Origin of the sequence: Nostoc sp. (assembly GCF_036919615.1) — a bacterium.
Lineage (GTDB): Bacteria > Cyanobacteriota > Cyanobacteriia > Cyanobacteriales > Nostocaceae > Nostoc.
In genome coordinates this window covers 63,999-86,569 of sequence record NZ_JBALCN010000057.1, presented here as the reverse complement: position 1 = coordinate 86,569, position 22,571 = coordinate 63,999, and the positions used below count along the sequence as shown (strand labels likewise).

The 22,571-nt window shown below is 41.5% G+C and carries 19 protein-coding genes and 1 pseudogene; 9 read left to right on the top strand and 11 right to left on the bottom strand.

The annotated features are described in order from the left end of the window. Positions 1 to 380: 380 nt before the first annotated feature. Positions 381 to 1,664: an ankyrin repeat domain-containing protein gene (locus V7K48_RS17475; protein ID WP_335074536.1), complete on the bottom strand. Its 1,284-nt coding sequence runs from the start codon at positions 1,662 to 1,664 to the stop codon at positions 381 to 383. 410 nt (positions 1,665 to 2,074) lie between these two features. Between V7K48_RS17475 and V7K48_RS17470 the strand changes: the two genes are divergently transcribed. Then, entirely contained in the window at positions 2,075 to 2,545 is a 471-nt protein-coding gene (locus tag V7K48_RS17470; protein WP_335074535.1) for a DUF4079 domain-containing protein, read from the top strand. Positions 2,546 to 2,603: 58 nt separating this feature from the next. Here the strand turns inward: V7K48_RS17470 and V7K48_RS17465 are convergent, their stop codons facing one another. Continuing rightward, positions 2,604 to 3,278 carry a DUF1997 domain-containing protein gene (locus tag V7K48_RS17465; protein ID WP_335074534.1) on the bottom strand — a complete coding sequence of 225 codons (675 nt, stop codon included), beginning with the start codon at positions 3,276 to 3,278 and terminating at the stop codon, positions 2,604 to 2,606. A gap of 178 nt (positions 3,279 to 3,456) precedes the next feature. On the opposite strand from V7K48_RS17465, the gene V7K48_RS17460 reads away from it, so the two are divergent. Further along, positions 3,457 to 4,113 carry an NAD(P)H-binding protein gene (locus V7K48_RS17460; protein WP_335074533.1) on the top strand — a complete coding sequence of 219 codons (657 nt, stop codon included), beginning with the start codon at positions 3,457 to 3,459 and terminating at the stop codon, positions 4,111 to 4,113. Positions 4,114 to 4,423: 310 nt separating this feature from the next. Here the strand turns inward: V7K48_RS17460 and V7K48_RS17455 are convergent, their stop codons facing one another. Both V7K48_RS17455 and V7K48_RS17450 read right to left on the bottom strand, forming a co-directional pair. After that, positions 4,424 to 4,573, bottom strand: a complete 150-nt coding sequence (locus V7K48_RS17455; protein ID WP_335074532.1) for a hypothetical protein — start codon at positions 4,571 to 4,573, stop codon at positions 4,424 to 4,426. A gap of 132 nt (positions 4,574 to 4,705) precedes the next feature. Continuing rightward, on the bottom strand, positions 4,706 to 5,047 hold the full coding sequence (locus V7K48_RS17450; protein WP_335074531.1) for a hypothetical protein: 342 nt from the start codon (positions 5,045 to 5,047) through the stop codon (positions 4,706 to 4,708). A 337-nt stretch (positions 5,048 to 5,384) separates the two neighbouring features. Between V7K48_RS17450 and V7K48_RS17445 the strand changes: the two genes are divergently transcribed. Beyond that, positions 5,385 to 6,035 carry a glycoside hydrolase family 24 protein gene (locus tag V7K48_RS17445; protein ID WP_335074530.1) on the top strand — a complete coding sequence of 217 codons (651 nt, stop codon included), beginning with the start codon at positions 5,385 to 5,387 and terminating at the stop codon, positions 6,033 to 6,035. Between the two features lie 14 nt (positions 6,036 to 6,049). Here the strand turns inward: V7K48_RS17445 and menH are convergent, their stop codons facing one another. The 5 genes from menH to metG all read right to left on the bottom strand — a co-directional run bounded on the left by menH (position 6,050) and on the right by metG (position 11,307). Further along, the gene (gene menH, locus V7K48_RS17440) at positions 6,050 to 6,868 is read right to left on the bottom strand and encodes a 2-succinyl-6-hydroxy-2,4-cyclohexadiene-1-carboxylate synthase (protein ID WP_335074529.1); all 819 of its coding nucleotides are present in this window, start codon (positions 6,866 to 6,868) and stop codon (positions 6,050 to 6,052) included. Positions 6,869 to 7,214: 346 nt separating this feature from the next. Further along, complete coding sequence (locus V7K48_RS17435; protein WP_335074528.1) at positions 7,215 to 7,616, bottom strand: metal-sensitive transcriptional regulator; 402 nt, start codon at positions 7,614 to 7,616, stop codon at positions 7,215 to 7,217. Between the two features lie 81 nt (positions 7,617 to 7,697). Continuing rightward, positions 7,698 to 8,906 (bottom strand): LPS export ABC transporter periplasmic protein LptC, encoded by a 1,209-nt coding sequence (lptC, locus tag V7K48_RS17430; RefSeq protein ID WP_335074527.1) that lies wholly within the window; start codon positions 8,904 to 8,906, stop codon positions 7,698 to 7,700. Then, complete coding sequence (locus V7K48_RS17425) at positions 8,906 to 9,535, bottom strand: LabA-like NYN domain-containing protein (RefSeq protein ID WP_335074526.1); 630 nt, start codon at positions 9,533 to 9,535, stop codon at positions 8,906 to 8,908. The genes lptC and V7K48_RS17425 overlap by 1 nt, the downstream gene beginning before the upstream one ends. Before the next feature lie 167 nt (positions 9,536 to 9,702). Then, the gene (gene metG, locus V7K48_RS17420; RefSeq protein WP_335074525.1) at positions 9,703 to 11,307 is read right to left on the bottom strand and encodes a methionine--tRNA ligase; all 1,605 of its coding nucleotides are present in this window, start codon (positions 11,305 to 11,307) and stop codon (positions 9,703 to 9,705) included. A gap of 380 nt (positions 11,308 to 11,687) precedes the next feature. Here metG and V7K48_RS17415 point away from each other — a divergent pair, with 380 nt between their 5' ends. After that, the gene (locus V7K48_RS17415) at positions 11,688 to 12,413 is read left to right on the top strand and encodes a lysophospholipid acyltransferase family protein (protein WP_335074524.1); all 726 of its coding nucleotides are present in this window, start codon (positions 11,688 to 11,690) and stop codon (positions 12,411 to 12,413) included. A gap of 72 nt (positions 12,414 to 12,485) precedes the next feature. Further along, positions 12,486 to 13,313, top strand: coding sequence for an alpha/beta fold hydrolase (locus V7K48_RS17410; protein WP_335074523.1), 828 nt, complete (start codon positions 12,486 to 12,488; stop codon positions 13,311 to 13,313). 146 nt (positions 13,314 to 13,459) lie between these two features. Here the strand turns inward: V7K48_RS17410 and V7K48_RS17405 are convergent, their stop codons facing one another. Next, entirely contained in the window at positions 13,460 to 14,368 is a 909-nt protein-coding gene (locus tag V7K48_RS17405) for a hypothetical protein (protein ID WP_335074522.1), read from the bottom strand. 708 nt (positions 14,369 to 15,076) lie between these two features. Between V7K48_RS17405 and V7K48_RS17400 the strand changes: the two genes are divergently transcribed. Continuing rightward, entirely contained in the window at positions 15,077 to 16,246 is a 1,170-nt protein-coding gene (locus V7K48_RS17400) for an EcsC family protein (RefSeq protein WP_335074521.1), read from the top strand. Positions 16,247 to 16,639: 393 nt separating this feature from the next. Here V7K48_RS17400 and V7K48_RS17395 read toward each other — a convergent pair. Further along, positions 16,640 to 18,239: pseudogene (locus tag V7K48_RS17395) on the bottom strand (protein kinase domain-containing protein). Between the two features lie 416 nt (positions 18,240 to 18,655). Here V7K48_RS17395 and V7K48_RS17390 point away from each other — a divergent pair. The 3 genes from V7K48_RS17390 (at position 18,656) to V7K48_RS17380 (ending at position 22,504) form a co-directional block, all read left to right on the top strand. Next, positions 18,656 to 20,137, top strand: a complete 1,482-nt coding sequence (locus V7K48_RS17390; RefSeq protein ID WP_335074520.1) for a leucyl aminopeptidase — start codon at positions 18,656 to 18,658, stop codon at positions 20,135 to 20,137. Positions 20,138 to 20,376: 239 nt separating this feature from the next. After that, complete coding sequence (gene plsX / locus V7K48_RS17385) at positions 20,377 to 21,399, top strand: phosphate acyltransferase PlsX (RefSeq protein WP_335074519.1); 1,023 nt, start codon at positions 20,377 to 20,379, stop codon at positions 21,397 to 21,399. 112 nt (positions 21,400 to 21,511) lie between these two features. Then, on the top strand, positions 21,512 to 22,504 hold the full coding sequence (locus V7K48_RS17380) for a beta-ketoacyl-ACP synthase 3 (RefSeq protein ID WP_335074518.1): 993 nt from the start codon (positions 21,512 to 21,514) through the stop codon (positions 22,502 to 22,504). Positions 22,505 to 22,571 lie beyond the last annotated feature (67 nt).

The window sequence follows — 22,571 nt, the reverse complement described above, 5'->3', positions numbered from 1 at the left end:
AAAAAATGATCGTTAGAATACTTTTCTGTTCAAGTAAAAACTATATATTTTGCACATCTAGCACAGTAGGAAACGTTCAGGGGGAGACCAGGTAAAAGGTAAAAGGTACAAGGTAAAAAGTAAAAGGTAAATTTACTTCTTCATTTTTGCTTTCTTTCTATCCTTGTCACGCAAGCATTTAGCCTGATCCCTCTTGGCGTTTTAATTTTTCTTTTCTCCGCCGTAGCAAGTTCACAACAGCTACGACGGAGTTTTGCTTTGTTTGTTTCTCAGGTCTAGACTTGGTTGTTTTAAACTTTCTTGGTATTTAAGTCAATAACCTTCATTTAATGATTTGTCAAGATATTTCTGGAAAGATTTTAGATGAAGAATTCAAATCGCTATTCTTGCGCCCCACCTTTTTGCAGACTCCGCACCACATTCTTATAACCATTAAATTCTGCAATCATCAAAGCAGTATAACCACCCCGGTTTTTCAAATTCACATCTGCCCCAGCTTGAAGTAATAACTGCACAATTTCGCCATAACCTGCTGAAGCAGCCCACATCAATGATGTTGCCCTTGCTGAGTCTTGAAAATTCACATCTGCTCCCTTTGCCAGCAGCAAATGTATGATCTCTGTGTGCTTGCGTTCGGTTGCCTTGATTAAAGCAGTTTTGCCATCATCCCCCGGAGTGTTGGCATCAGCACCATACTCTAGCAACACTTTCACTGTTTGGGTGTGTCCTTGTGATGCAGCCAGCGTCAAAGGTACTTCACCAAGATTTTTTCCAGTAATATCTCCCCCAGAATGCAGCAATGCCTCGACAATTTGGCTATGTCCCTGAAATGCTGCTACAAGCAGTGGCGTATCACCCAGGTGGTTTCTAATTTGGACATCTGCACCCCTATTAAGTAACACTTGCACCACATTAATGTAGCCTTCCACAACGGCAAGGTGTAAGGCAGTTTCACCATCTTGATCTTGGAGATTAATCTCGGCACCTCGATCTAGTAAAGCTGTCGCGATCGCACTGTGTCCCGCTGCTGCTGCTGCCGATAGGGCAGTTCCACTATCGGCGTTTTTTACATTCACATTAGCTCCTGCTGCTAGCAGTGCTTCCACAATCTCCAGATGTCCCAAGTCTGCCGCTAATGTTAAGAGTGTCTCACCCTCCTGATCTCGGATATTGACATCGACACCAGTTTGGAGAATTGCTTGTAGAACTTTTATTTCTCCCTGCTTAACGGCGAGTTTCAATGCCGTATCATCATCTTTATCTGCGATATTCACCTTCGCACCAGCAGCCAATAAGACTCGCACTACATCTACATGGCCTTTGAGTACCGCTACCATTAAAGCTGTACTGCCATCTTCATTAGTAGCATTTACATCAGCACCTTTGGATAGTAAAAGCTGCACAATATCAAGCTGGTTGGCACTAGTTGCCAACATCAAAGCCGACAAACCATAGAGTTTTCTTTTCAAGTTGATATTTGCCCCAGCATCCAGCAGCGATCGCACAATTTCGGTGTAGCCTAAATTGGCAGCAAACATTAACGCTGTCGTGCCAAGGCGATCGCACGCGTCCACCCTCGCACCAGCAGCCAGTAGCGCACACAGATGCTTAATATCACCACTTTTAGCAGCTTTTAGCAGCAAAGTATCGTTGTTTTCAGTCATGGATGAGATCCCACGCAGGGGGTTTTGTTCGTCTACCCTTAAAATTCAGTCTGAGATTGTTTATCCACTTTGGCAAGAGGGTTATCCAATTCAAAATTCACTCATTCGTCTGGGAAAGTTGAGCCACTCCGTTGGGCGGCTCTGCCGACTTGAAGGAAGTGGCGTCTGATGCCTGTGGTGAGCTATGCCAACAAAGGAAGCTGACGCTCAGACTTTCCGCAAAATTAAAAATTAATAAATGTAGTTTTGGCAAGCATTCTGGCTATTGAATTGATGTAAATTAAAGTAAGGGAGGCTTTACTCTTTTCTTCTCTGGTCTCCCTCAGTCTCTTATAATTTGTGCAACTTTAAGCACAGAAAATAGAGTTATGCTAATTTTTATGAAGATTTAATACTTGGGCGAGAACACGATGAGTCTGGAACTTTCTACGTCGGTAAAATATTGGCTGAACTTCATTCATCCGGTGCTCATGTGGGCGCTATTAGCACTCTCAATTTATGCTGCCTATTTGGGACTGCAAGTACAGCGTACCAGAAATGCTCGGGGGGAAGAAAAGAAAGAACTGATAAAAGGTAGATATAACGTCAGACACTACCAAATGGGGTCTATACTCCTAGCTTTGATGGTGGCAGGTGCAATCGGTGCTATGGCTGTCACTTACATCAATAATGGTAAGTTATTTTTCGGGTCTCACCTACTTGCAGGGCTAGGTATGATGAGTTTGATTGCATTTTCTGCTGCTTTGTCTCCTTATATGCAGAAAGGGGCAAATTGGGCGCGTGCAACTCACATTTTGTTGAATTCTATCCTTTTGGGACTTTTTGCTTGGCAGGCTGTTACTGGCGTGCAAATTGTTCAAAGAATTCTGACTCAAGCATAGTTAAGTAGTCCTTTGTCAGTTGTCATAAACTAATGACAACTGACAAATAACTGTTGACTTACCGCTTTTGCTTGGAATTGGCATCAAAGGGTATTTCCAAAGATTTATAAAAATCTTTCTGAACTTTGCGAGTTAAGCGGCGGGAGACTTGGCGGACGATTTGGTTAAGTAAGCGATCGCCTGTAGATTGAATTATAGACTTGGGTAAGCGCTGAATAAACCTGGGAAAGTGCAAATCAACCATTAAATCCAATTCCCATTCAACTCTGGTAACCTCGCTAATGCTAGTAGAAGCATCGGTTTCTATTAATTGTAGAGATGCCCGATAGTCTACGTCATAACCAGGCGGTTGGTAATCAGGAATAGGGATTGTACGGATGCGGTAAATACCTTCCTCTGGAGGCAACAATTCCAAACCAATTTTTGGTTCTACATCATAACCAAAAGCACCAAAACGACCAATTACTAAAGCATAGCCGTTTTCCCCAAGTAATTGCACCTTCATGGGTTCAGCGCAACGACAAAACCATGAGGCATGAGCATTAAGATACTCAGCAACCTTCTCTGCTGGGGCAGGCATTTCCATAAAATCTTGATAACGACCGGAAAATTTTGTGAGCGTCGCTACATTTGCTTCTGTTAATGTGTCTTCAGCTTCTTCTTGGCTGGACGCTACAGGTAAAACTGCTTCTGTTATTTCCCAGGATTTATATTCGCCTTTTGTTGAGAGCATAAATGCATTACTGTATACTTTGGCGTTCGTCTATATTAATAATTCCCCACATACCTGGGTGATTTCGCACTAAGATAACATTTTGACCGAAACCTCATTAATCTGCCATCAACTCCATAGAATTACTAAAATAAAGAATTGAACAAGCACACAATAGTTTCCCAGGATAGCATTTCTCATGAAAGCATTTGTAGCAGGGGCAACAGGTGAAACAGGTCGCCGGATTGTGCAAGAGTTGATAGCACGGAATATTCCCGTCCGAGCCTTGGTGCGTGATATAGAGAAAGCTAGGGGTATTCTGTCTCCGGAAGCCGAATTAGTAGTAGGCGACGTATTACAACCAGAAAGTTTAACTGCTGCGTTAGGAGATAGCACAGTTTTGTTGGTTGCTACTGGGGCAAAACCTAGCTTTGACCCCACTGGCCCCTATAAAGTGGATTTTGAAGGGACTAAAAATTTAGTAAATACTGCTAAGGCAAAAGGAATTGAGCATTTTGTCTTCGTTTCTTCAATGTGTACTTCGCAGCTTTTCCATCCGCTGAACTTGTTTTGGCTGATTTTGGTGTGGAAAAAGCAAGCTGAAGAATACATCCAGAAAAGTGGTCTTACCTATACGATTGTGCGACCTGGTGGGTTGAAGAATGAAGATAACTCCGACGCGATCGTGATGCAGACTGCTGATACACTGTTCGACGGTAGCATCCCCAGGCAAAAAGTCGCCCAAGTTGCTGTTGAGGCGCTCTTGGAAGCAGATGCACGCAATAAAATTGTCGAAATTGTTGCCAAACCTGAAGCAGCCTCAAAAAGCTTTAAGGAGCTATTTCAACAGTGTTGATATCCCAGAGGATTCTATTCCTCAACATGATCGGCTAACATCTTCATGGAAAAGCGATGTCTACGACGGGCGTAGCTGCGGCACTTTGTTAAATAGGTGGCTTCATCTAAATTGACTGCCCTTGATTCCACTTTCTAAAGCGATCGCTCCATCCCACACCCAAAACGTAGGGTTAAAACGCATTGCTGATACGGCGCTTTAACCCTACACTCATTTACGATAGACAAGCGATTGTCACAACATCGAAATATACGAGATCGTTATCCCAATTAAAAAGAAAATTTTCGGTTATTCAGATGATCTTTAATTATCAGTTATATTTTCGATATATCTCTTTTTCAAGTTCTAGCTTTTCTTCATCTATCCGTATTCTCATATCTTCTTCACCGTATTCATCTGGGATAAGTTGATATAAACCCAACTCACAACATTCTGCAATCACAGATATCATGCTCGTCATATTTTTATATACTCTTACTGGATTATCACGACAACCAACATCCCAAAGATAAACCGGAGATGGATTGAGATCGCCAACTATATAAAGTATTCTTTTGTTTTCAAATGAGAAAAACGGAAACCATTTCTGGTTTCAAAATTCATAATTGGAACTAGCATTCATAGTTTCTTGAGAAACCTGGCATAAATCATGATAATTTGAAACTGAGACCTGCAAAGGATAGAATGAAATAGATGAATGATTCAGAAATTGTTCTGGAAATAAGAATTTGACCAATAGATAATAATTGTTATCGGCTATTCTATTTCGCCATTGATAAAGTTCATAGACTTCATCGGATAATTGGAATGGTAAATCTTTGACAATCTGATCAATTTGCTGATGAGTCAAGCCCGGATTGTAGCAGTCAACATCAAGGTTGGTAGATTGTAACCAACCCCAAATATAATTGAGTTCATCTGTGAGTTCAGACATATAACCCACCTAATTTAATTGTTATAGAATTGTCAAATACCTAAACAAGATTTGATATATTTCTTTTTTAAGTTCAACTTTATCTTCATCTATCTGTATTATCATTGCATCTTCTGCTCCATACTCATAGGGCATGAGTTGATATAGTTCTAATTTACAGCACTCAGAAATAACGGATACCATGTAACTAACAATCAGGTATGAACTTTACTAAAATAAGTTCGTCGATGATTTTTGTTAGCAAAGAGAGCGAATTTGAAGGAGTTGGACTCTGAAAGGCTTTGAATTCAAAGGTGTTGAAAAACTTATTGGGCCAATAGCTGCGCTTCTTGGCTTTGTGTATTTGTTGCAATGGTATATTGGAGACTTGCGATCGCCTTCCGATCCCATCTTTGAAGATAAACAGCCGCCTTTGGTGATGAAACAGGGCGACCCCTATATCCGCGCTTTAATGCGAACCATCTCTGCGAGTGAAGCAAGTGGGAACCGTCCCTATTCGCTGTTGTATGGTGGACAGCAAGTCAACGACCTCAGCCGACATCCTGAGATATGCGTCACAATTATTACAGGCCCCAACACAGGTAATTGTTCCACTGCTGCTGGCAGATATCAAATTATCAACATTACTTGGTATCGTTTAGCCCCCCGTTATCACCCAAAGCCGATGCAAATGATGTTTTGGACTGCTTATAGTTTTGAAGCAGAATATCAAGATGTAGTAGTTTACCGTTGGTTGAATGATTCTAAAGTTTGGGGAACTGATATTTCTCAACTGTTGCATCAGGGAAAGTTAAATGATGTTTTGCGGCGACTCTCTCCCACTTGGACAAGTCTAGGATATGGTATAGAAACTAATTATGTTAGTAGTTCTTTACCTAAGATTTATCAGAAAATGTTGCAAGAGGAATTAACCGCAGCGAATCAACGAACAGCCCCGAAATTGACACCATCTCCAACTCCTTCTCGCAAGGCAGTAAAGAAGCAGTGAGTTTATCCTAATTTTTAACTTGCTGCAACCAAAAAATCTTTGATATTTTCCACAAATGTTAAGGTATTTTCAAAGTGAATATTATGTCCAGCATTACTAATTATTTTTAGCTGGACAAATTCACATATTTTAGCCATTTCTGTATTAATAGATATAAATTTTTCATCATATTCACCGGCTAGTAAAAGCATAGAGATTTTATTTTCTTTAAGTTTTTCCCATAAAGAAGGTTGGCAGCCAGTCCCCATGAAACGCAGTGATTTATCTAATCCCTTGGGATTATTCTGTAACCGACTTTCTAGCATTCGGTCATATTCTGGATGATTTTTTATATAACCAAAAATAGTCTGATTGTACCAATTTGATAGAAAAACGGCAAAATCGCTTTTTTCAAAGCTTCTTGTTAACTTTCTGCCAATTTGCGTATCAAGTTTAAATCGTTCTAATCGTTCTGCTTCTGTTGCTAAACCAGGGGAAATTGACTCCAGCACAACTTTTAAGAAACGTTCCGGGAAATGTAGGGTGAGGTATAAAGCCAATCTTCCACCCATTGAATAACCAACTAAAAAGCATTTGGGAATTTTTAACTCATCTAACAACTTGATTAAAGCATGAGCAGTATTTGCCATTGTATAGTACTCGTCCTCACCTAAAACTTGAGTTTTGCCGTGTCCGGGTAGGTCAAGTCTTAAATAATCAAAATCATCAGATAGTAATTTGATGGCTTCATCAAATTCATTAATGTTACCCATAAAACCGTGCAGAAAAAGAATTAGTGGTTTGTTTAATTTGCCAATTAAAGAATAGTTAAAATGATATTTTTCTAGGATCACAGTGTAACTAATCACTATTGCAGCTGCATATCATCATATTAAAGTCTGGTTGGTTAAAAGTTTGATTGTCCAGGGTTTTGACGAGAATGCGTAGCTTACCGCTGTAGGCATCGCTTTTTTGAGCTTTGCCAAGATAGGTAATGTCAATATGTCTTTCCCCTAATATACTTTCGAGGGTATATTTACCGCCCTAGAACTGTTTTGGAACTGCCCAGACCATTAACTATGACTGTGAGACACTTATATTAATTTTGGCATAAAGAACCTCTGCCTGAGCCAATACACCAAATCTCACACCTCTACAAAATGTCTTGTAGTGCTAGTTAATTTTTTATTTTTCTAATTCTTAAGGTAAAAATCGATCTAAAGCAGCTTTTAACTGTTTAATTTCAACATCAATATTACCCTCTTGTGCGGCTCTACCAATACATTCAGTTAAATGTTCATCCAAAACAATTCGCGCTACCCGATCTAATGCGCCCCGCACTGCGGCAATTTGCAGCAGGACATCAGGACAAGGGGTACTTTGCTGCACCATTGCCTTAATACCACGAACATGCCCTTCTATGCGCGATAATCGATTGACAATTCGCCGTAAAGACTCTTCGCTATGGACGTGAGGATGAGCCGACTCTCCAGTTCCATGAGTATGATCTATATGCTTGTGGTCTGTATCGTGATGGTGGGAATGTTCTGCTTGCTGGGATATTGGCAAGGGTTCTTTGCCTAATCGGTTTGATCCATTCATGGGTTATCTAAGGACTTGTAGTACTAAGATCCTAGCCTAGTACTTGACCAACCCAAAATTTCTGAGTGAAAGTCCTTAACTCTACTGACGATTGGCTCTTTCTTGGGGAATAATCTCTGTTACTACCCTACCGCTAGAACTCCCACCTTTGACAACAATATTTTCTGTTTGCAGATTACCAACAGCTGTTTCACCCGTAAAATTTAATGGTGGGTCAGCTTGCCGATAAACTATATTTCCCTGAGCTTCAACTAATTTATTGTCTAAATACCAAGTTAATGTATTAGATTTCAAAGACTGGCGACGCTGACCAATGGCGTTGACGTTACCTGTTAAATAAACAGTTTTTTGTGGTATTTTCATTTCACCTTGATTGGCGGTCACAGTAAGATTTTCGACTCGCTGGAACATCCGCACGGGGGAATTTGTAGTGACAGTTTCTGCATTCATATTCCAGATCATAAAGTTACTAGCTATTTGCACTGGTGGGTCTAGTAATTCTAATTGAGCATTCTGTTGAATAGTGGCAATTTTCGTTTTTAAGTTGACTTCAGCAGAATTTCCCTTGCCGCGATCGCTAATTTTATTATTTTTGTAGCGGTCAATTTGCAAAGGGCGATCGCCAATCAGTTTTTCTTCTTTAATATTCCAGATTAAATGCTCGGTTCTTACTTGTAACTGGGGATCAATAGAATTTGCTACTACTCCTCCAGAAAATTCCATGCGCTGTTCGCGGGTTTTAACTCGTGCTTCCTGCGCCACTGCTTGTAGTTGTTTATGAGTGCCGTTAATGTGGTTGCGGACAATCAACAAATCTTCTTTGGGTCGCCATTCTAATTCATTGCCTTGCAATACAACACCATTAGTAGGGTCTGTGGCAAATATCTTACCTTTAAGAAACAACTGTTTCCCATCTTGTTCAATATCTGCGACATCTGCCTTGATTTGGTAAACTACTTTGCCATCTTGATATAGTTCACCATAAGGACTTTCAGCCTGACCGATTTGTTTTTCTTTGGTGTATTTTGCAGTTTTAGCCCTGACTTTCCAAATCGGTCGTCCCACTTCATCTGCCTGTTCTAGGGTGACATCAAAGAAAGTTAAATTACTATCTTGGTCAGATAAACCCGCTGTATTTTGTTGAGAAGCTGGGGGAGATTTACTGCCACAACTTACTAAACCAAATATCAAGAAAAAAATCAAAGGGAAAAAAAGGAAGGGAGGAGTGGGGGAGTAATTTGGAATTTTTCCCTCCCCCTGTCTCCCCCTTTGATGAAATTGATGCGCCATTATTCTTGGATTTCTAGGTGTCCGTCACTAGTTCTGGGGTCTTCCAAAAAACCGATACCAGATAACGGCCGGTATGGATAGCTTTGGCGAGGGGTTTTTTGAATATCCTCTTTGATGGCTTCTAAATCAATGTAGCGATCGCTTACATTAATTAAACTGTCGCTGGTCATCGAACGCAAACTTACCACTTCTACCCGCACGCCGCGATAGCTGACTGAATTTACCGCATATGCTAAATCCCCATCACCGCTGACTAAAACTGCGGTATTATAAGAATCTACTAACGCCATCATATCGACTGCTATTTCTACATCCAGGTTGGCTTTTTTAGAGCCATCTGGTAGCTGTACCAAATCCTTCGCAATGACTCGATAACCATTGCGACGCATCCACAGAAGAAACCCCTGTTGCTTCTCGTTTGTCCGATCTACACCAGTGTAGAAAAAAGAACGCAGTAGTCTAGAACCTCCTGTTAATCGACACAACAGCTTCGTGTAATCGATTTCAATCCCTAGTTGCAGTGCAGCATAAAATAGATTTGAGCCATCAATAAATATGGCGACCCTGCCCCGATTCTCCAAAACTTGTTCTGGCGTAAATATTGAATCGTTTTCCAAATTATTCAACATCGTTCTCATACCTCAATTCTTATCCTTGTTATTTTTGATACAAATTACCAACTTTTAGATGCTAGTCACAGCGGCTTATGATAATGTTCCGGGGCTAATATTAAGTTAAGCCCCGATAAATTTTTTGAGAGAATTAGAAATTGAACAAAATCAGAGTTTGATAAGGACTAATCGTTTTTCGGTAGTTCTATTCGCTTAAAAATCGGTTGAGGTGTACCCAACTGTTGCTTACTAGATAGTGTCCCCCATGCCGCATGAGTGGCAAAAGGAGCAGTAACTGAACTTTGTATTTGATCGTTAAAGTTTATTCCGAAGCCCAGTTGCTGATAAATATCGCTACTAATATTCGGAATAATTGGGGAAAGCAGATAAGCTGCTAGTCTAACTGATTCTAGAACTGCGTAGAGAACTTTTTCCACGGACTCCTGCTGTCCCTGTTTATATAATGACCAAGGAGCTTGTTCATCAATAAACTTATTACTAGCTTGTGCTAGTGAAAGGATAGCCCCGCAGGCTTGACTGAAAGCTAGTTCTTCATAGGCTTGTTTTACCTGTTCCCCTAGACGTAAACCAATTGCTTTCAACGGATTTTCGTCAGGAATTCCTTCATTGCCGATTGATGGGACATTATTGTCAGCGCAGTATTTCTTCACCATGCTCAAGGTGCGATTGAGCAAATTACCTAAATCATTCGCCAAATCTGCATTCAGAACATTAATGAACCTTACTTCATTAAAATCTCCATCCTTGCCAAATTCGATTTCCTTAAGGAAGTAATAACGAACGGCATCACTACCATAGCGCTGAACTAACGCTACAGGATCAAGGGTGTTACCCAGACTTTTGCCCATTTTTTGACCATCTTTAGTCAAAAAGCCATGCCCAAATACTCGCCCTGGCAAGGGTAAGCCAGCTGACAACAACATTGCGGGCCAATAAACTGCATGGAAGCGCAGAATATCTTTACCAATTAAGTGCAAGTTAATTGGCCACCATGTTCCTAAAGCATTTGCTAAAGTCGGTTCTGCATCTGGTTCTAGTAATGCCGTTATATAACCTAGTAACGCATCAAACCAAACATAAAGGGTGTGCTTGGGATCAACTGGTACTGGAAAACCCCAATCGAGATTCACCCGCGAAATAGAAAAGTCTTGCAGCCCTTGATTTACAAAGCTGAGAACTTCATTACGTCGACTTTCTGGTTGAATAAAATCCGGTCTAGATTGATAAAATTCTGTCAGCTTAGTTTGATATTTGGATAAGCGGAAAAAATAGTTTTGCTCGTCTCGCCACTCAACTTCTTTGTTAGTATGAATCGGGCAACAGTGGTCTTCTAGGAGATCCCGTTCTTCTTTAAATTCTTCGCAGGATACGCAGTACCAGCCTTTTTGTTGTCCTTGGTAGATATCACTAGATTCCCAAACTCGCTCAAAAAATTCTTTAACGATCGCTTGATGACGAGGCGCAGTAGTCCTACTAAAGCGATCATATTCAATGTCTAGTAACTGCCATAAACTCACGAAGCTAGGGACAATTTCATCGCAAAAATCTTGTGGTGCTTTCCCTAAACTTTCTGCCGATCGCTGAATTTTTTGCCCATGTTCATCTGTACCTGTAATCAGTAATACCTGATGCCCCAGCAGCCTCTGAAATCGCGCGACTACATCTGCTGCGATCGTTGTATAAGCACTGCCTATATGGGGGACATCGTTTACATAATATAACGGTGTTGTCAATGCAAATGTCTTTTCTGTTTTATTCACTAAATTCATGCAAAATAAAAATTAACTTATTAAAACCTTTCACATTTTAGCTTTGGTCGGCAAAACCACGTAATTATACAATATTATTCTCATTTTTTCCCATAACACCTTAATATTAGCAAATTTATCAGGTCAAAAATTGTTTGGTAATATGCATCAATTCGACTCATTTTTACTTAAAAGATGGAAATCAACTAATCATAGTTTTTTTTTATAGTTAGTATTAGATATTATTGTGATCAAGAATACATAATCCAAAAAGCAGAAAATCTAGTTGCTTTTGTGAATTAGATATTTCTATCTTAAGACGGTGATGGCAATAGTAAAGAAATGTAAAAATTAAATTAAGATAAACTGCTATATTTACCAGAAAAATATATTGATTAGCTATGAGTCTAAATAGCCCCCTGGAGATTTCTCGCGGTTTGGTGGCGGCACTCTCAACGCAAATGTTTCGCTATTATGAGGATCGGATTCCCCAGGATGCCAGCGTATTGGTAGTCAGCAATCACCGCAGCTTTATGGATGCACTGATTTTAATGGCGGCGTTATCGAGTCCGATTCGCTTTGCTTGCCATCACTACATGGGACAAGTGCCAGTAATGCGGGAGATTGTCATCGGACAATTCGGGTGTTTTCCTTTGGAGGAAACTCAAAACCGCCAGCAAAACTTTTTTTCGCAATCACAGATGCTGTTGCAGTCCAGGCAGATGGTGGGAGTCTTTCCAGAAGGAACTCAACCAATGGTGAAATTTACTGTGCCAAACCAAATGGGTGAATTTCAGCGCGGATTTGCTCATTTGGCATTGCGAGCTAATGTGCAGAATCTAGCAATTTTGCCGATCGCGATCGCCTCCTTAGAAGAGGTGAACACTTCTGGCTTCCCCTTAAAGCTTTTGAGTGTATTTGACCCTTCAGAACCTTTATTTAACCAAGGTGGTTGGCATCCTCTGGTAATTTATCGGCGGGTTGCTGTGCTAATCGGTCGCCCTTATTGGATTACGCCCCAACACCAGAAAAAATATCACGGGAAACAGGCCAGAACTGTTGTGACTGAACTGACAGAACACTGTCACGGCGAAATTAGCAATTTACTGCGTCAAGGTTGCTATTAGAATCAAAAGCACCGAAACTTTTATAACCAACAATTAGCAGTCCAAAAGTTATCTACCATTGACTAATGACCAATGACTATAAGAGAAGTTGAGCTAAACCCTTGTTTCCTGACTCCTGAACGAGTACAGCCAGAGTATCCGCTGTTGGTATATTTGCCAGGAATGGATGGAACAGGTCAATTATTGCGATCGCAAACCGCTGGATTAGAAACTGGCTTTGATGTCCGTTGTTTGGCGCTCCCACGCAAAGACCTGAATACTTGGGATGTGCTAACTAAGAGTGTATTGGACTTGATCGATGCTGAATTAAAAAAAAGCTCTCAGAGGCCAGTCTACCTGTGTGGTGAGTCCTTTGGTGGTTGCTTGGCAATGAAAGTAGCGATCCAAGCACCGCAGTTATTTAAGCGAATTATCCTAATTAACCCAGCTTCGTCCTTTCATCTTCGCCCTTGGTTGAATTGGGCATCCCAACTTACTTACTTAGTGCCATCAGAGTTGTATGATGTTGGTGCACTGGGGTTGTTGCCGTTTCTAGCATCTTTGCCACGCATATCTGGGAGCGATCGCCATGAGCTACTGAAAACGATGCGTTCTATCCCCTCAGAAACCGTTCATTGGCGGTTGTCTTTACTGCGAGAGTTTGATGTTGATGACGAGCAGTTAAGTCGCTTAACTCAACCAGTTTTGTTGATTGCCGGTGCTAGCGATCGCCTTTTGCCTTCTGTAACTGAAGTGAAGCGGATAGCGAATATCTTACCAAATACCAAGATTGTGGTGTTGCCCCATTGTGGACACGCTTGCTTGCTAGAGCAAGATATTAATCTCTATGACATTCTCAAGGCTAACAACTTTCTAGAAAATAAAGCTGATATAAGTACGGGGCTAGAGGTGAAAGGATAAGGTGAAGATTAAAGGTAAGGGCGATCGCTATGAAGTGCAAATCGCCAACAAGCATTAGTACTTTAACTACTCAGAGCTATCTGGTTTCAAAACTTGTATTAGCGCTGGGCTTTCAAACTTCCGTCAGTTCCTTGTAATACACCTTGCTAAATAGTTATCTCCTCTTCTATCATCTTATGAAAACGAGCAGCAAAATCGAAAGCTGCTTCATTTTCCACTTCTATCCAATAATCACGCTGTTTAAGCGGCAACTCAAGAAATACCCTTAGGGTATAATGCTCATCTTCTTCAGGATTCAAGACAAGGTAATGCGTAACAGCTAAACTGTGAAATTTTTGATGAGATATTTCCTTTATAGTGAGCTGCTCTGAGTGTGATGAAAAAGTGTGCTGAAGTGTTTCCTTGACTTCCTCTGTTGTATCAGAAGATGGAAGGATAAATGTATATCTTATTCCACGCCCTATATTTTTCTGCACCACGTTTTTGACGCAGGTATTTTGTAAATCTTGGTATGGAGAGGGAGTAATAACCCAAATTGACTTGCAATCAGCATTTACCTCAATTTTATCAAGATCGCCTGGAGTGTATAACCATTTATACCCAGTTTCAGTTTCACCCTCTTCACTCTCCTCAATTCTATCTAATGCTTCCTTGAGTTCATGCCACCAAACATCGAACGTTTTTCTGAGAATTTCATGCTCCAACCTTCTCTCAATGCTTAACTTCTTGTTGATACTGGATAGCAAGTTGAATACATCTTCCTTTTCATAAATTGTGGATTGAAACTGTGACAGAGGTCCTTGTAATTCAGAAAGCTCAACACGAAAGAGAAATGGTGACAAAAATGAGCGATCAATAGACTTTGATAATGCTCCAGCTTCAAAGTTTAGCCAAGGTGCTCTAACGTTATAGGGTGTTAGACAGATAATGCCAAATTCTGTATCTTCTAGCTCTTTAGCAAGCACATCGCTCCAACGTTCGCCTTTATTAATATCTCCAGAAGAAACAAAAGGGTTAACAGCCTGTATTACATAAGGCAGCCAGTCACGTAACACACTAGCAACCTTATAACTCATTCTACCAGACCAACTTATAAACACTTTCATACGAAAACTCGAATGGATAATAGCTAAAATTCAACATAACTTTTTTGTTTTTATAGTGGTTCTCAAGGTGCAATAGTAATTTGCATGGTTAGTTTCCTGTTAAAGGGCAAGGTATATGGATATATACATTGAACTTGACACCCTGAGAAAGTGCTGCTCTGACGGCTTTAGCATCTGCTGTGATTGTCACAATGCCCAACTACTCCCCTGTTCCTAGAATGATCATATCATTTGTCCCTAAACTCCTAGTTGGCTGTAAGTTTAGGGCTACAGTTGAGGGATTGTCAGATATGATGTTTAATCTTTGCAGTAATCTATTTGCTCTTGCTTGTTCTGATACTCCGCCTGACTATTGAATAATATCAGTGACTTCTTTCAAGGCTGTTTGAGTCATTACCATTTGTTGTCCTCATACATACTGTCGTAGTTGATAGCAGACAGGTGAGCCTTCAGAAATAAATGCAAACACAGTGTCTGTGTACAGATTCACCATTTAAACGCCACACTCAACGCGATGATTTTATGGGAATGAGATCACTTTCTGTAAAACCCTGACACGAATTATTAATCTATGACTTGTACTTGTTGGGAGATGTCAAGCTGCTCATACTTCGCTACAACTTTAAAGAGAGAGGCTTTACAGGATGGGATCAAGCAATGGCAAACAAACCTCAACAGGAAATAGAAGCGAACAAATTAGTTAATTCACCCAGAGAAACTTCAGAAGTAGGAATTCAGGCTCAATCATCAGTAAAAAATGAACCGTCTGTATTAGAGTCTTTTGTTGAAACTGTTGCTCAAACTGGCAAAGCAGTTTTAGATACAGCAGTAGTGGTGGGAGAAGCAACAGCGAAAGAAACACACAAGTTAATTGAGCAAACAACTCAAACCAGCGGTCAGGTTGTGAATCGCCTCAGCGAAAATTGGCTGATTAGAAAACTATCTGGAGTGTTAAATCTAAATTGGCTAATTAGTGATACGAACCTTGTTGATTTGGAAAAAGCAGAAGCGGCGGTAAACAAGCTCAAGCAAAAGTATCCAAATGAATCACCCAGCCAGATTGCTCACCGAATCATGGTAGAAAAAGCAACTCAAGCAGGCACAGTTGGACTAGCCACTAGTATTTTGCCAGGAGTAGCAGTGGCGCTGTTGGCAATTGATTTAACAGCCACAACCAAATTGCAGTCAGAAATGCTTTATCAAATTGCATCTGTCTACGGGCTAAATTTAAAAGATCCTGCCCGTAAAGGTGAAATTTTGGCAATTTTTGGTTTAGCTTTGGGTGGAGGCCGTCTGTTGAAAGCTGCGGGATTAGGCTTGCTGCGAAATGTACCCTTGGCGGGTGCAGCGATCGCAGCTAGTTCAAATGCAACGATGATCTATTCATTGGGGTATGCTGCTTGTCGATTTTACGAAGCCAAGCTGGATAAATCAACTTCCCTGGCATCACCACAGACATTAGCAACATTAAAAGCCGAAAGTGAAAAGTATCTAGAAAGTGCGATCGCTCAAGAAGCCGTCATGGATCAAATCTTAGTTCACATGATCCTAGCTAGTCATCCAGAAAAAACTTTGGAAGAAATTTTGCCAGAATTACAAGCAATAAACCTCAGTCATAACTCGTTGGATACCATTGCCCAAAATATCAAATCAGTTAAGTCTTTTGATATACTGCTGAATCAGCTAAATCGTGATTTTGCCATACCCTTGTTGACTCAGTGTTACAAAATTGCCCAACTTGACAATCAGACTACGCCAGCAGAGCAACAGATAATAGAGGCGATCACTAGCAAATTTGACATTGATACAAATGCAATTAGGGCATAGGGCACTTGTACTGAGCAGTTCAATAGACTCACTGTGAGACATTGCCGTAAAGCCTGCGGCATAGCTACGCTTAGGGCGCAGCCTCTGGTAGAGAAGTATTAGGAATTGGGCATTGGGAAGCAGGAGGTAAAAAAGTTGTAGCTCCATTCACAAGTATCAAAGACAGAACTAGCCCTTTTCAAGGTGGATAAAATTTTTGGACAATAATTCCTCATTTCTGTGTGTTCTCCGCGCCTGGAGCGGTTCAATAAATCACTTTTAAACCGCAGAGGTACAAAGAACACAGAGATTTTATGAGTCACCTTGAAAGGGCTAGTTCTGAGACTAAAGGAATCTATCTCTAGGTAATAAGTAGGTGGGCGTGGAAAAAACAATATACTTAAGTAGATGGAACTATTTGGTATCACTAACAATCCATCTGCTATTTCGGGCATCCCATAAAAGGAAAAAGCGTACAGAACCAGGAATTACTTTTCCAGTGTTCATCAAGTATTTGAATTTAGCATTTACTGTAGCTGTTTGTGCAGTTGTTTCTACCAAACTAACTTGTTCGATATCTACGCTTTTAACCTTTCCCCCCACCAGTCAATATATGAAAGATAGCCATCTGGATGTAGACGTTTATTATTTTGATAGCTAGGAGATAGTTGATTCCATCCAGTTTGAAAATCACGTTTATTAATAGTCTCAAAATAATTTTGCACAGCTTTTTCTGGTGTTATTCTATCGATTTGAGGCTGTGTTGAAGAAGACAGTTGAGCAGCTTGGGTGGGGCTAGGAACGTTATTGCTGGGAAATTGCGATCGCACAGGTGATACTTCTTGATCCTGTGGTTCTTTACTTGTGATAGGTTCTGGAGTGATGGAAACTGGGGATTGTGCAGGTGTCGACGTATTTTGCACATCATCGCGGGTTGGGGAAGATTCAGATAAAACGCTTGACTGTACCACTGGTTGAGGCGATTTACTAAGAGCAAAACCAATGATTATAGAACCACCAATCAAACCACCTGCAATTAGACTGGCGAGAAATATTTCTCTGTGCCCCCTATTTTGATGGGCAGGTTGATACGAAGGCGCTGGGCTAACAGAAACTGTGTTTTGAAGTGTTGCAGGAATTGCAGTTACGGCTGGGGGTTGGATATGAGCTACCGTAGGCGGGAAGGTTTCTGTACTAAATTGCAAGACTTCAAGCATTTCTTTAGCAGTGGCAAAGCGATCGCGTGGATGGTAGGCGAGATCGCCCGATCTATCACTCTTAGCATTGTCTGGCTCACACTGAGAGCGTATTTGTGCCAGACAATTTCCCCGGTAGATGGATCTGTTTCTAATTCTTGTGGCTGTTTCCCCGTGAGGAGATAAATTGCTGTGATTCCTAAACTATATAAATCACTAGAATAAACTGGTCTACCTGCTGCTTGTTCACTTGGCATATATCCAGGCGTACCAATCACAATCGAACTGGTAGGATTTCCTTGGGAATTTACCACTGTTCCCATCGTTTCCCGTATCGCGCCAAAATCAATCAGCACTGGCTTACGATCACGATGACGCAAAATGATGTTATCTGGCTTAATATCTCGATGGATAATCCGCTGATTGTGTACGTATTCCGTTACTGTTAATAAATTTACTAATATTTCTTTTACCGTATTTTCACTTAATGAGCCTTGCTCATTAACTTTTCTAGTTAAGGTATCACCTTCAATCCACTCTTGAACTAAGTAAAATTGACCATCTAGCTGGAAGTAGGCATACAAGGTGGGTATCTGTTTAGTTGCACCGCCCAAGTTTTCTAAAATTGCCGCTTCCCGCTTGAGCCTCTCTTGCACCAAATGGTAAATCTGAGGATTATTTTGAATTGGTCTAAGCTGTTTAATTACACAACGGCGGTTAGAAGGCATTTGAGTATCTTCTGCCAAGAAAGTCTCACCAAATCCGCCACTTTCCAAAGTCTGGATTATTCGATAGCGGTTATTTAGCAGTGTTTGCATAAATTAGTGCTGGTAAAGACAAGGGGGTTTTGTGGTGTTGTCCCATTTATTTTCTCTGCAATTAAGTTTTTTCATTAGCAGCAATCTAAACATTACTGAGTTAATTTTGCTATAGCTAGTATATTATGCGTCAATCACTTTATTACTTAAAACAGTGTAAATAACCATACTAAAAGTCTTTTGACTTTTGAATTTTGCGTACCAATACTGAAAATAAAGCTATGTGCAGCGTCTGTTAAAGAAACAGTACTAAATATTTGTTTTTTAAGACTTATTAACAAGTCCCATTTATACTAATTCGCTAAACTATAGCTACTGACCTCTGCTCCCTATCTCCCTCACTCCCCTCACCATGAAACAAGAATTTTGAGCAATACTGGTACAAGAAGGAATATTTACACAAAATCTCCACCAAAATGACAATTCAACTTAGTGATAAGCCTTTGCTAGAGTGGGCAGGCGATAGTTTGGCAATTGGATTATTTGAAGATGCAGTAGAGTTAACCGGAGAACTAGCTACTTTAGATCAAAAGTTTTCCGGGGTCTTAAAAGAACTAATTGCTGAAGAGGAATTTAAAGCTAAAGTCAACAGCACCATCTTCACTCGTGTAAATGCTGGTAGCCCAGTGCGTAAATTGATTCTGGTAGGTTTGGGTAAACCAGATGCACTAAACCTCGACACTTTGCGACGCGCTGCTGCTGCTGTAGCCAGAGTAGGAAAAAAGCAAAAAAGCAAAATTCTGGGATTGAGTTTTCCATTATGGAATAACGATCCAGCTCCAAGTGTCCAAGCGATCGCAGAAGGTATCGAATTGGCGCTTTATCAAGATATTCGCTTTAAATCAGAACCAGAAGAGAACGGATCACAAATTGAAACCGTAGATTTACTAGGTTTCGCTGGACAAGAAGCAGCCATCACCCGCGCCAATCAAATCGTTTCCGGGGTAAATATGGCACGGCAGTTAGTAGCAGCGCCAGCTAATGCAGTAACACCGCTTACTTTAGCAGAAACTGCTCAAGCGATCGCTAACGATCACGGTTTACAAGTGGAAATTCTGGAGCAAGAAGACTGTGAAAAGTTGGGTATGGGTGCTTTTTTGGGAGTATCGCAAGGTTCCGAGTTGCCACCTAAATTCATTCACCTGACTTATAAACCAGAAGGTACACCCAAAAAGAAACTAGCAATTATTGGCAAAGGTGTAACCTTCGATTCCGGGGGACTCAACATTAAAGGTGCTGGTAGCGGCATCGAAACCATGAAAATGGATATGGGCGGTGCAGCTGCTACCTTGGGCGCGGCAAAAGCAATTGCTCAAATTAAGCCAGATGTCGAGGTTCACTTTATCTCGGCGGTGGCTGAAAACATGATTAGCGGTCACGCCATGCACCCTGGAGATATTCTCACAGCATCAAACGGCAAAACAATTGAAGTGAACAACACCGACGCTGAAGGACGTTTGACCCTAGCAGATGCTTTGGTGTATGCCGACAAATTGGGATTAGATGCGATCGTCGATTTAGCCACCCTGACTGGTGCCAATGTCATTGCCTTGGGTGACGATATTGCTGGTTTGTACACTCCCGATGATGCTGTAGCTTCCCAGCTAGAGAAAGCTGCCCAAACTTCAGGGGAAAAGATTTGGCGGATGCCAATGGAAGAAAAATATTTTGAAGGTCTAAAGTCTGGGATCGCGGACATGAAGAATACAGGCCCGCGTCCGGGTGGTGCAATTACTGCTGCCCTTTTCCTCAAGCAATTTGTCAAAGAAACACCTTGGGCGCATTTGGATATTGCTGGCCCAGTGTGGACAGATAAAGAAAATGGCTACAACGGCGCGGGGGCAACTGGCTATGGCGTTCGGACGCTAGTTAACTGGGTACTGGAGAGTGGAGAGTAAGAATTTTAGATTTTAGATTTTAGATTTTGGATTGAAATTTAATCTAAAATCTAAAATCCAAAATCCAAAATTGAATTGCCCAATGCCCCATCCCCCATGCCTAAACAATTCGTGCTATCTTGAGCTTGCCAGCAAAAATTGTTGCAATAGTAACAGAAATAATTTGGCTCTGTTGAAAGTTAAGCTTTTTCGGCAAAGCCATCTGGTAAAATTTGTAAGGTTTCTAAAAGCTCTGAGCAATGGGATCGACTCGTGTAAGGATCGCAATTGACGCAATGGGAGGGGATCACGCACCCGGTGAAATTGTTGCTGGCGCACTGCGAGCACGGGAAGAATTGGGTGTAGATGTATTGTTGGTTGGTGATCCCCAACAAATAGAAGCTGCCTTGCCGCCAAAAACGAATTTAGGGCAGGTGGAGATCGTGACTGCTGAGGAAGCGATCGCTATGGATGAGGAGCCTTTAAACGCAGTTAGACGCAAACGCAAGGCTTCGATCAATGTGGCGATGGATTTAGTCAAGCAGCAGCAAGCAGATGCCGTATTTTCTGCCGGTCACTCTGGGGCAGCTATGGCATCCGCTTTGCTCCGCTTAGGACGATTGCCGGGAATTGACCGCCCAGCAATCGGGACAGTTTTTCCGACGATTATTGCTGGGAAGCCAGTGCTGGTACTTGATGTCGGCGCGAATGTAGATTGCCGTCCCAAGTTTTTAGAGCAGTTTGGCGTCATGGGTTCGGCTTACAGTCAGTATGTCTTGGGTACAACCGAACCTAAGGTGGGTTTGTTGAATATCGGTGAAGAAGACTCTAAAGGCAATGATACAACCGTCCGCGCCCACCAAATGCTCCGCGAAAATTCCCAAATTAATTTTATTGGCAATGCCGAAGGGCGTGATGTGCTTTCCGGTCGCTTTGATGTAATTGTCTGTGACGGCTTTGTGGGTAATGTATTGTTAAAATTTGCCGAAGCCGTTGGAGAAGTGATTCTGCAAATTCTGCGGGAAGAATTACCCCAAGGATTGCACGGTCAAATCGGTTCAGCACTCTTAAAACCCAACCTGAAGCGGGTAAAGCAGCGGATGGATCACGCAGAACATGGCGGTGCTTTGCTGTTAGGCGTGGCAGGAGTCTGTTTTATCGGTCACGGTAGCTCACAAGCTCCTTCAATTTTTAATGCAATTCGGATGGCAAAAGAAGCTGTTGACAACCAGGTACTACAACGAATTCAGTCCCAATATATCCTAGAGCGCGAGAGCGGTTAGCGATTCAGTTATAAGTCATGAGTCATTTGTCATTTGTCATTTGCAAGGACGAAAGACAAAAGACAAGGGCAAGGGACAAAAGACAAAAAGCTGATAGCTTGGGAGATTAGGAGTGCAAAATTTAGGCATAGCAATTACCGGAAGCGGCTCGGCAGTACCAGCAACTTCCCTACACAACCAGACATTGAGTGAAATAGTTGAAACATCAGACGAGTGGATTACCACAAGAACGGGAATTCGTCAACGGCGATTAGCGCTGCCATCTGAGTCCTTGAGTGAACTCGCTACTGCCGCCAGCAGTCAGGCGATCGCAGCTTCAGGAATTAAACCAGAAGACCTAGACCTGATTCTACTAGCCACTTCCACACCTGATGATCTATTTGGTAGTGCTTGTCAAGTACAGGCTCAATTAGGAGCCACCAACGCAGTGGCCTTTGACTTGACCGCTGCCTGTTCCGGCTTTGTGTTTGGTCTGGTTACAGCAGCCCAATATATTAGAACAGGCGTTTACCGAAATGTACTTTTGATCGGGGCAGATATCCTCTCTCGCTGGGTAAATTGGGAAGATCGGGGCACTTGTGTATTGTTTGGTGATGGCGCAGGGGCAGTAGTATTGCAGGCTGACAAAAGCGATCGCTTATTGGGATTTGCACTCAAAAGTGATGGCACTCAAAACCATTACCTCAACCTTGCCTATGCAGGTGCTTCTCAAGAACTGTTCACTGGTGTAAATATTACTAAAGGTACTTACCAACCGATTACTATGAATGGCAAAGAAGTCTACCGCTTTGCTGTCCAAAAAGTGCCAGAAATTATAGATAAAGCTTTGTTTCAAGCCAACCTCAGTGTTGACCAAATAGATTGGCTGCTGTTGCATCAAGCCAATCAGCGGATTATCGATGCCGTTGCCCAACGCCTGAATGTCCCAGAGCATAAAGTTATAAGTAATCTCGCCCAGTACGGCAATACCTCTGCTGCTTCCATCCCCTTAGCTTTAGATGAAGCAGTGCGGCAAGGTAAAATTAAACCCAATGACATCGTTGCTACATCCGGTTTTGGTGCCGGTCTTACTTGGGGTGCGGCAATTTTTAAATGGGGAAGGTGACTCAATTTTGGATTTTAGATTTTATATTTGTTCTCGCGTTTAAATTTGCTTGCTCTTAGACCTTTTT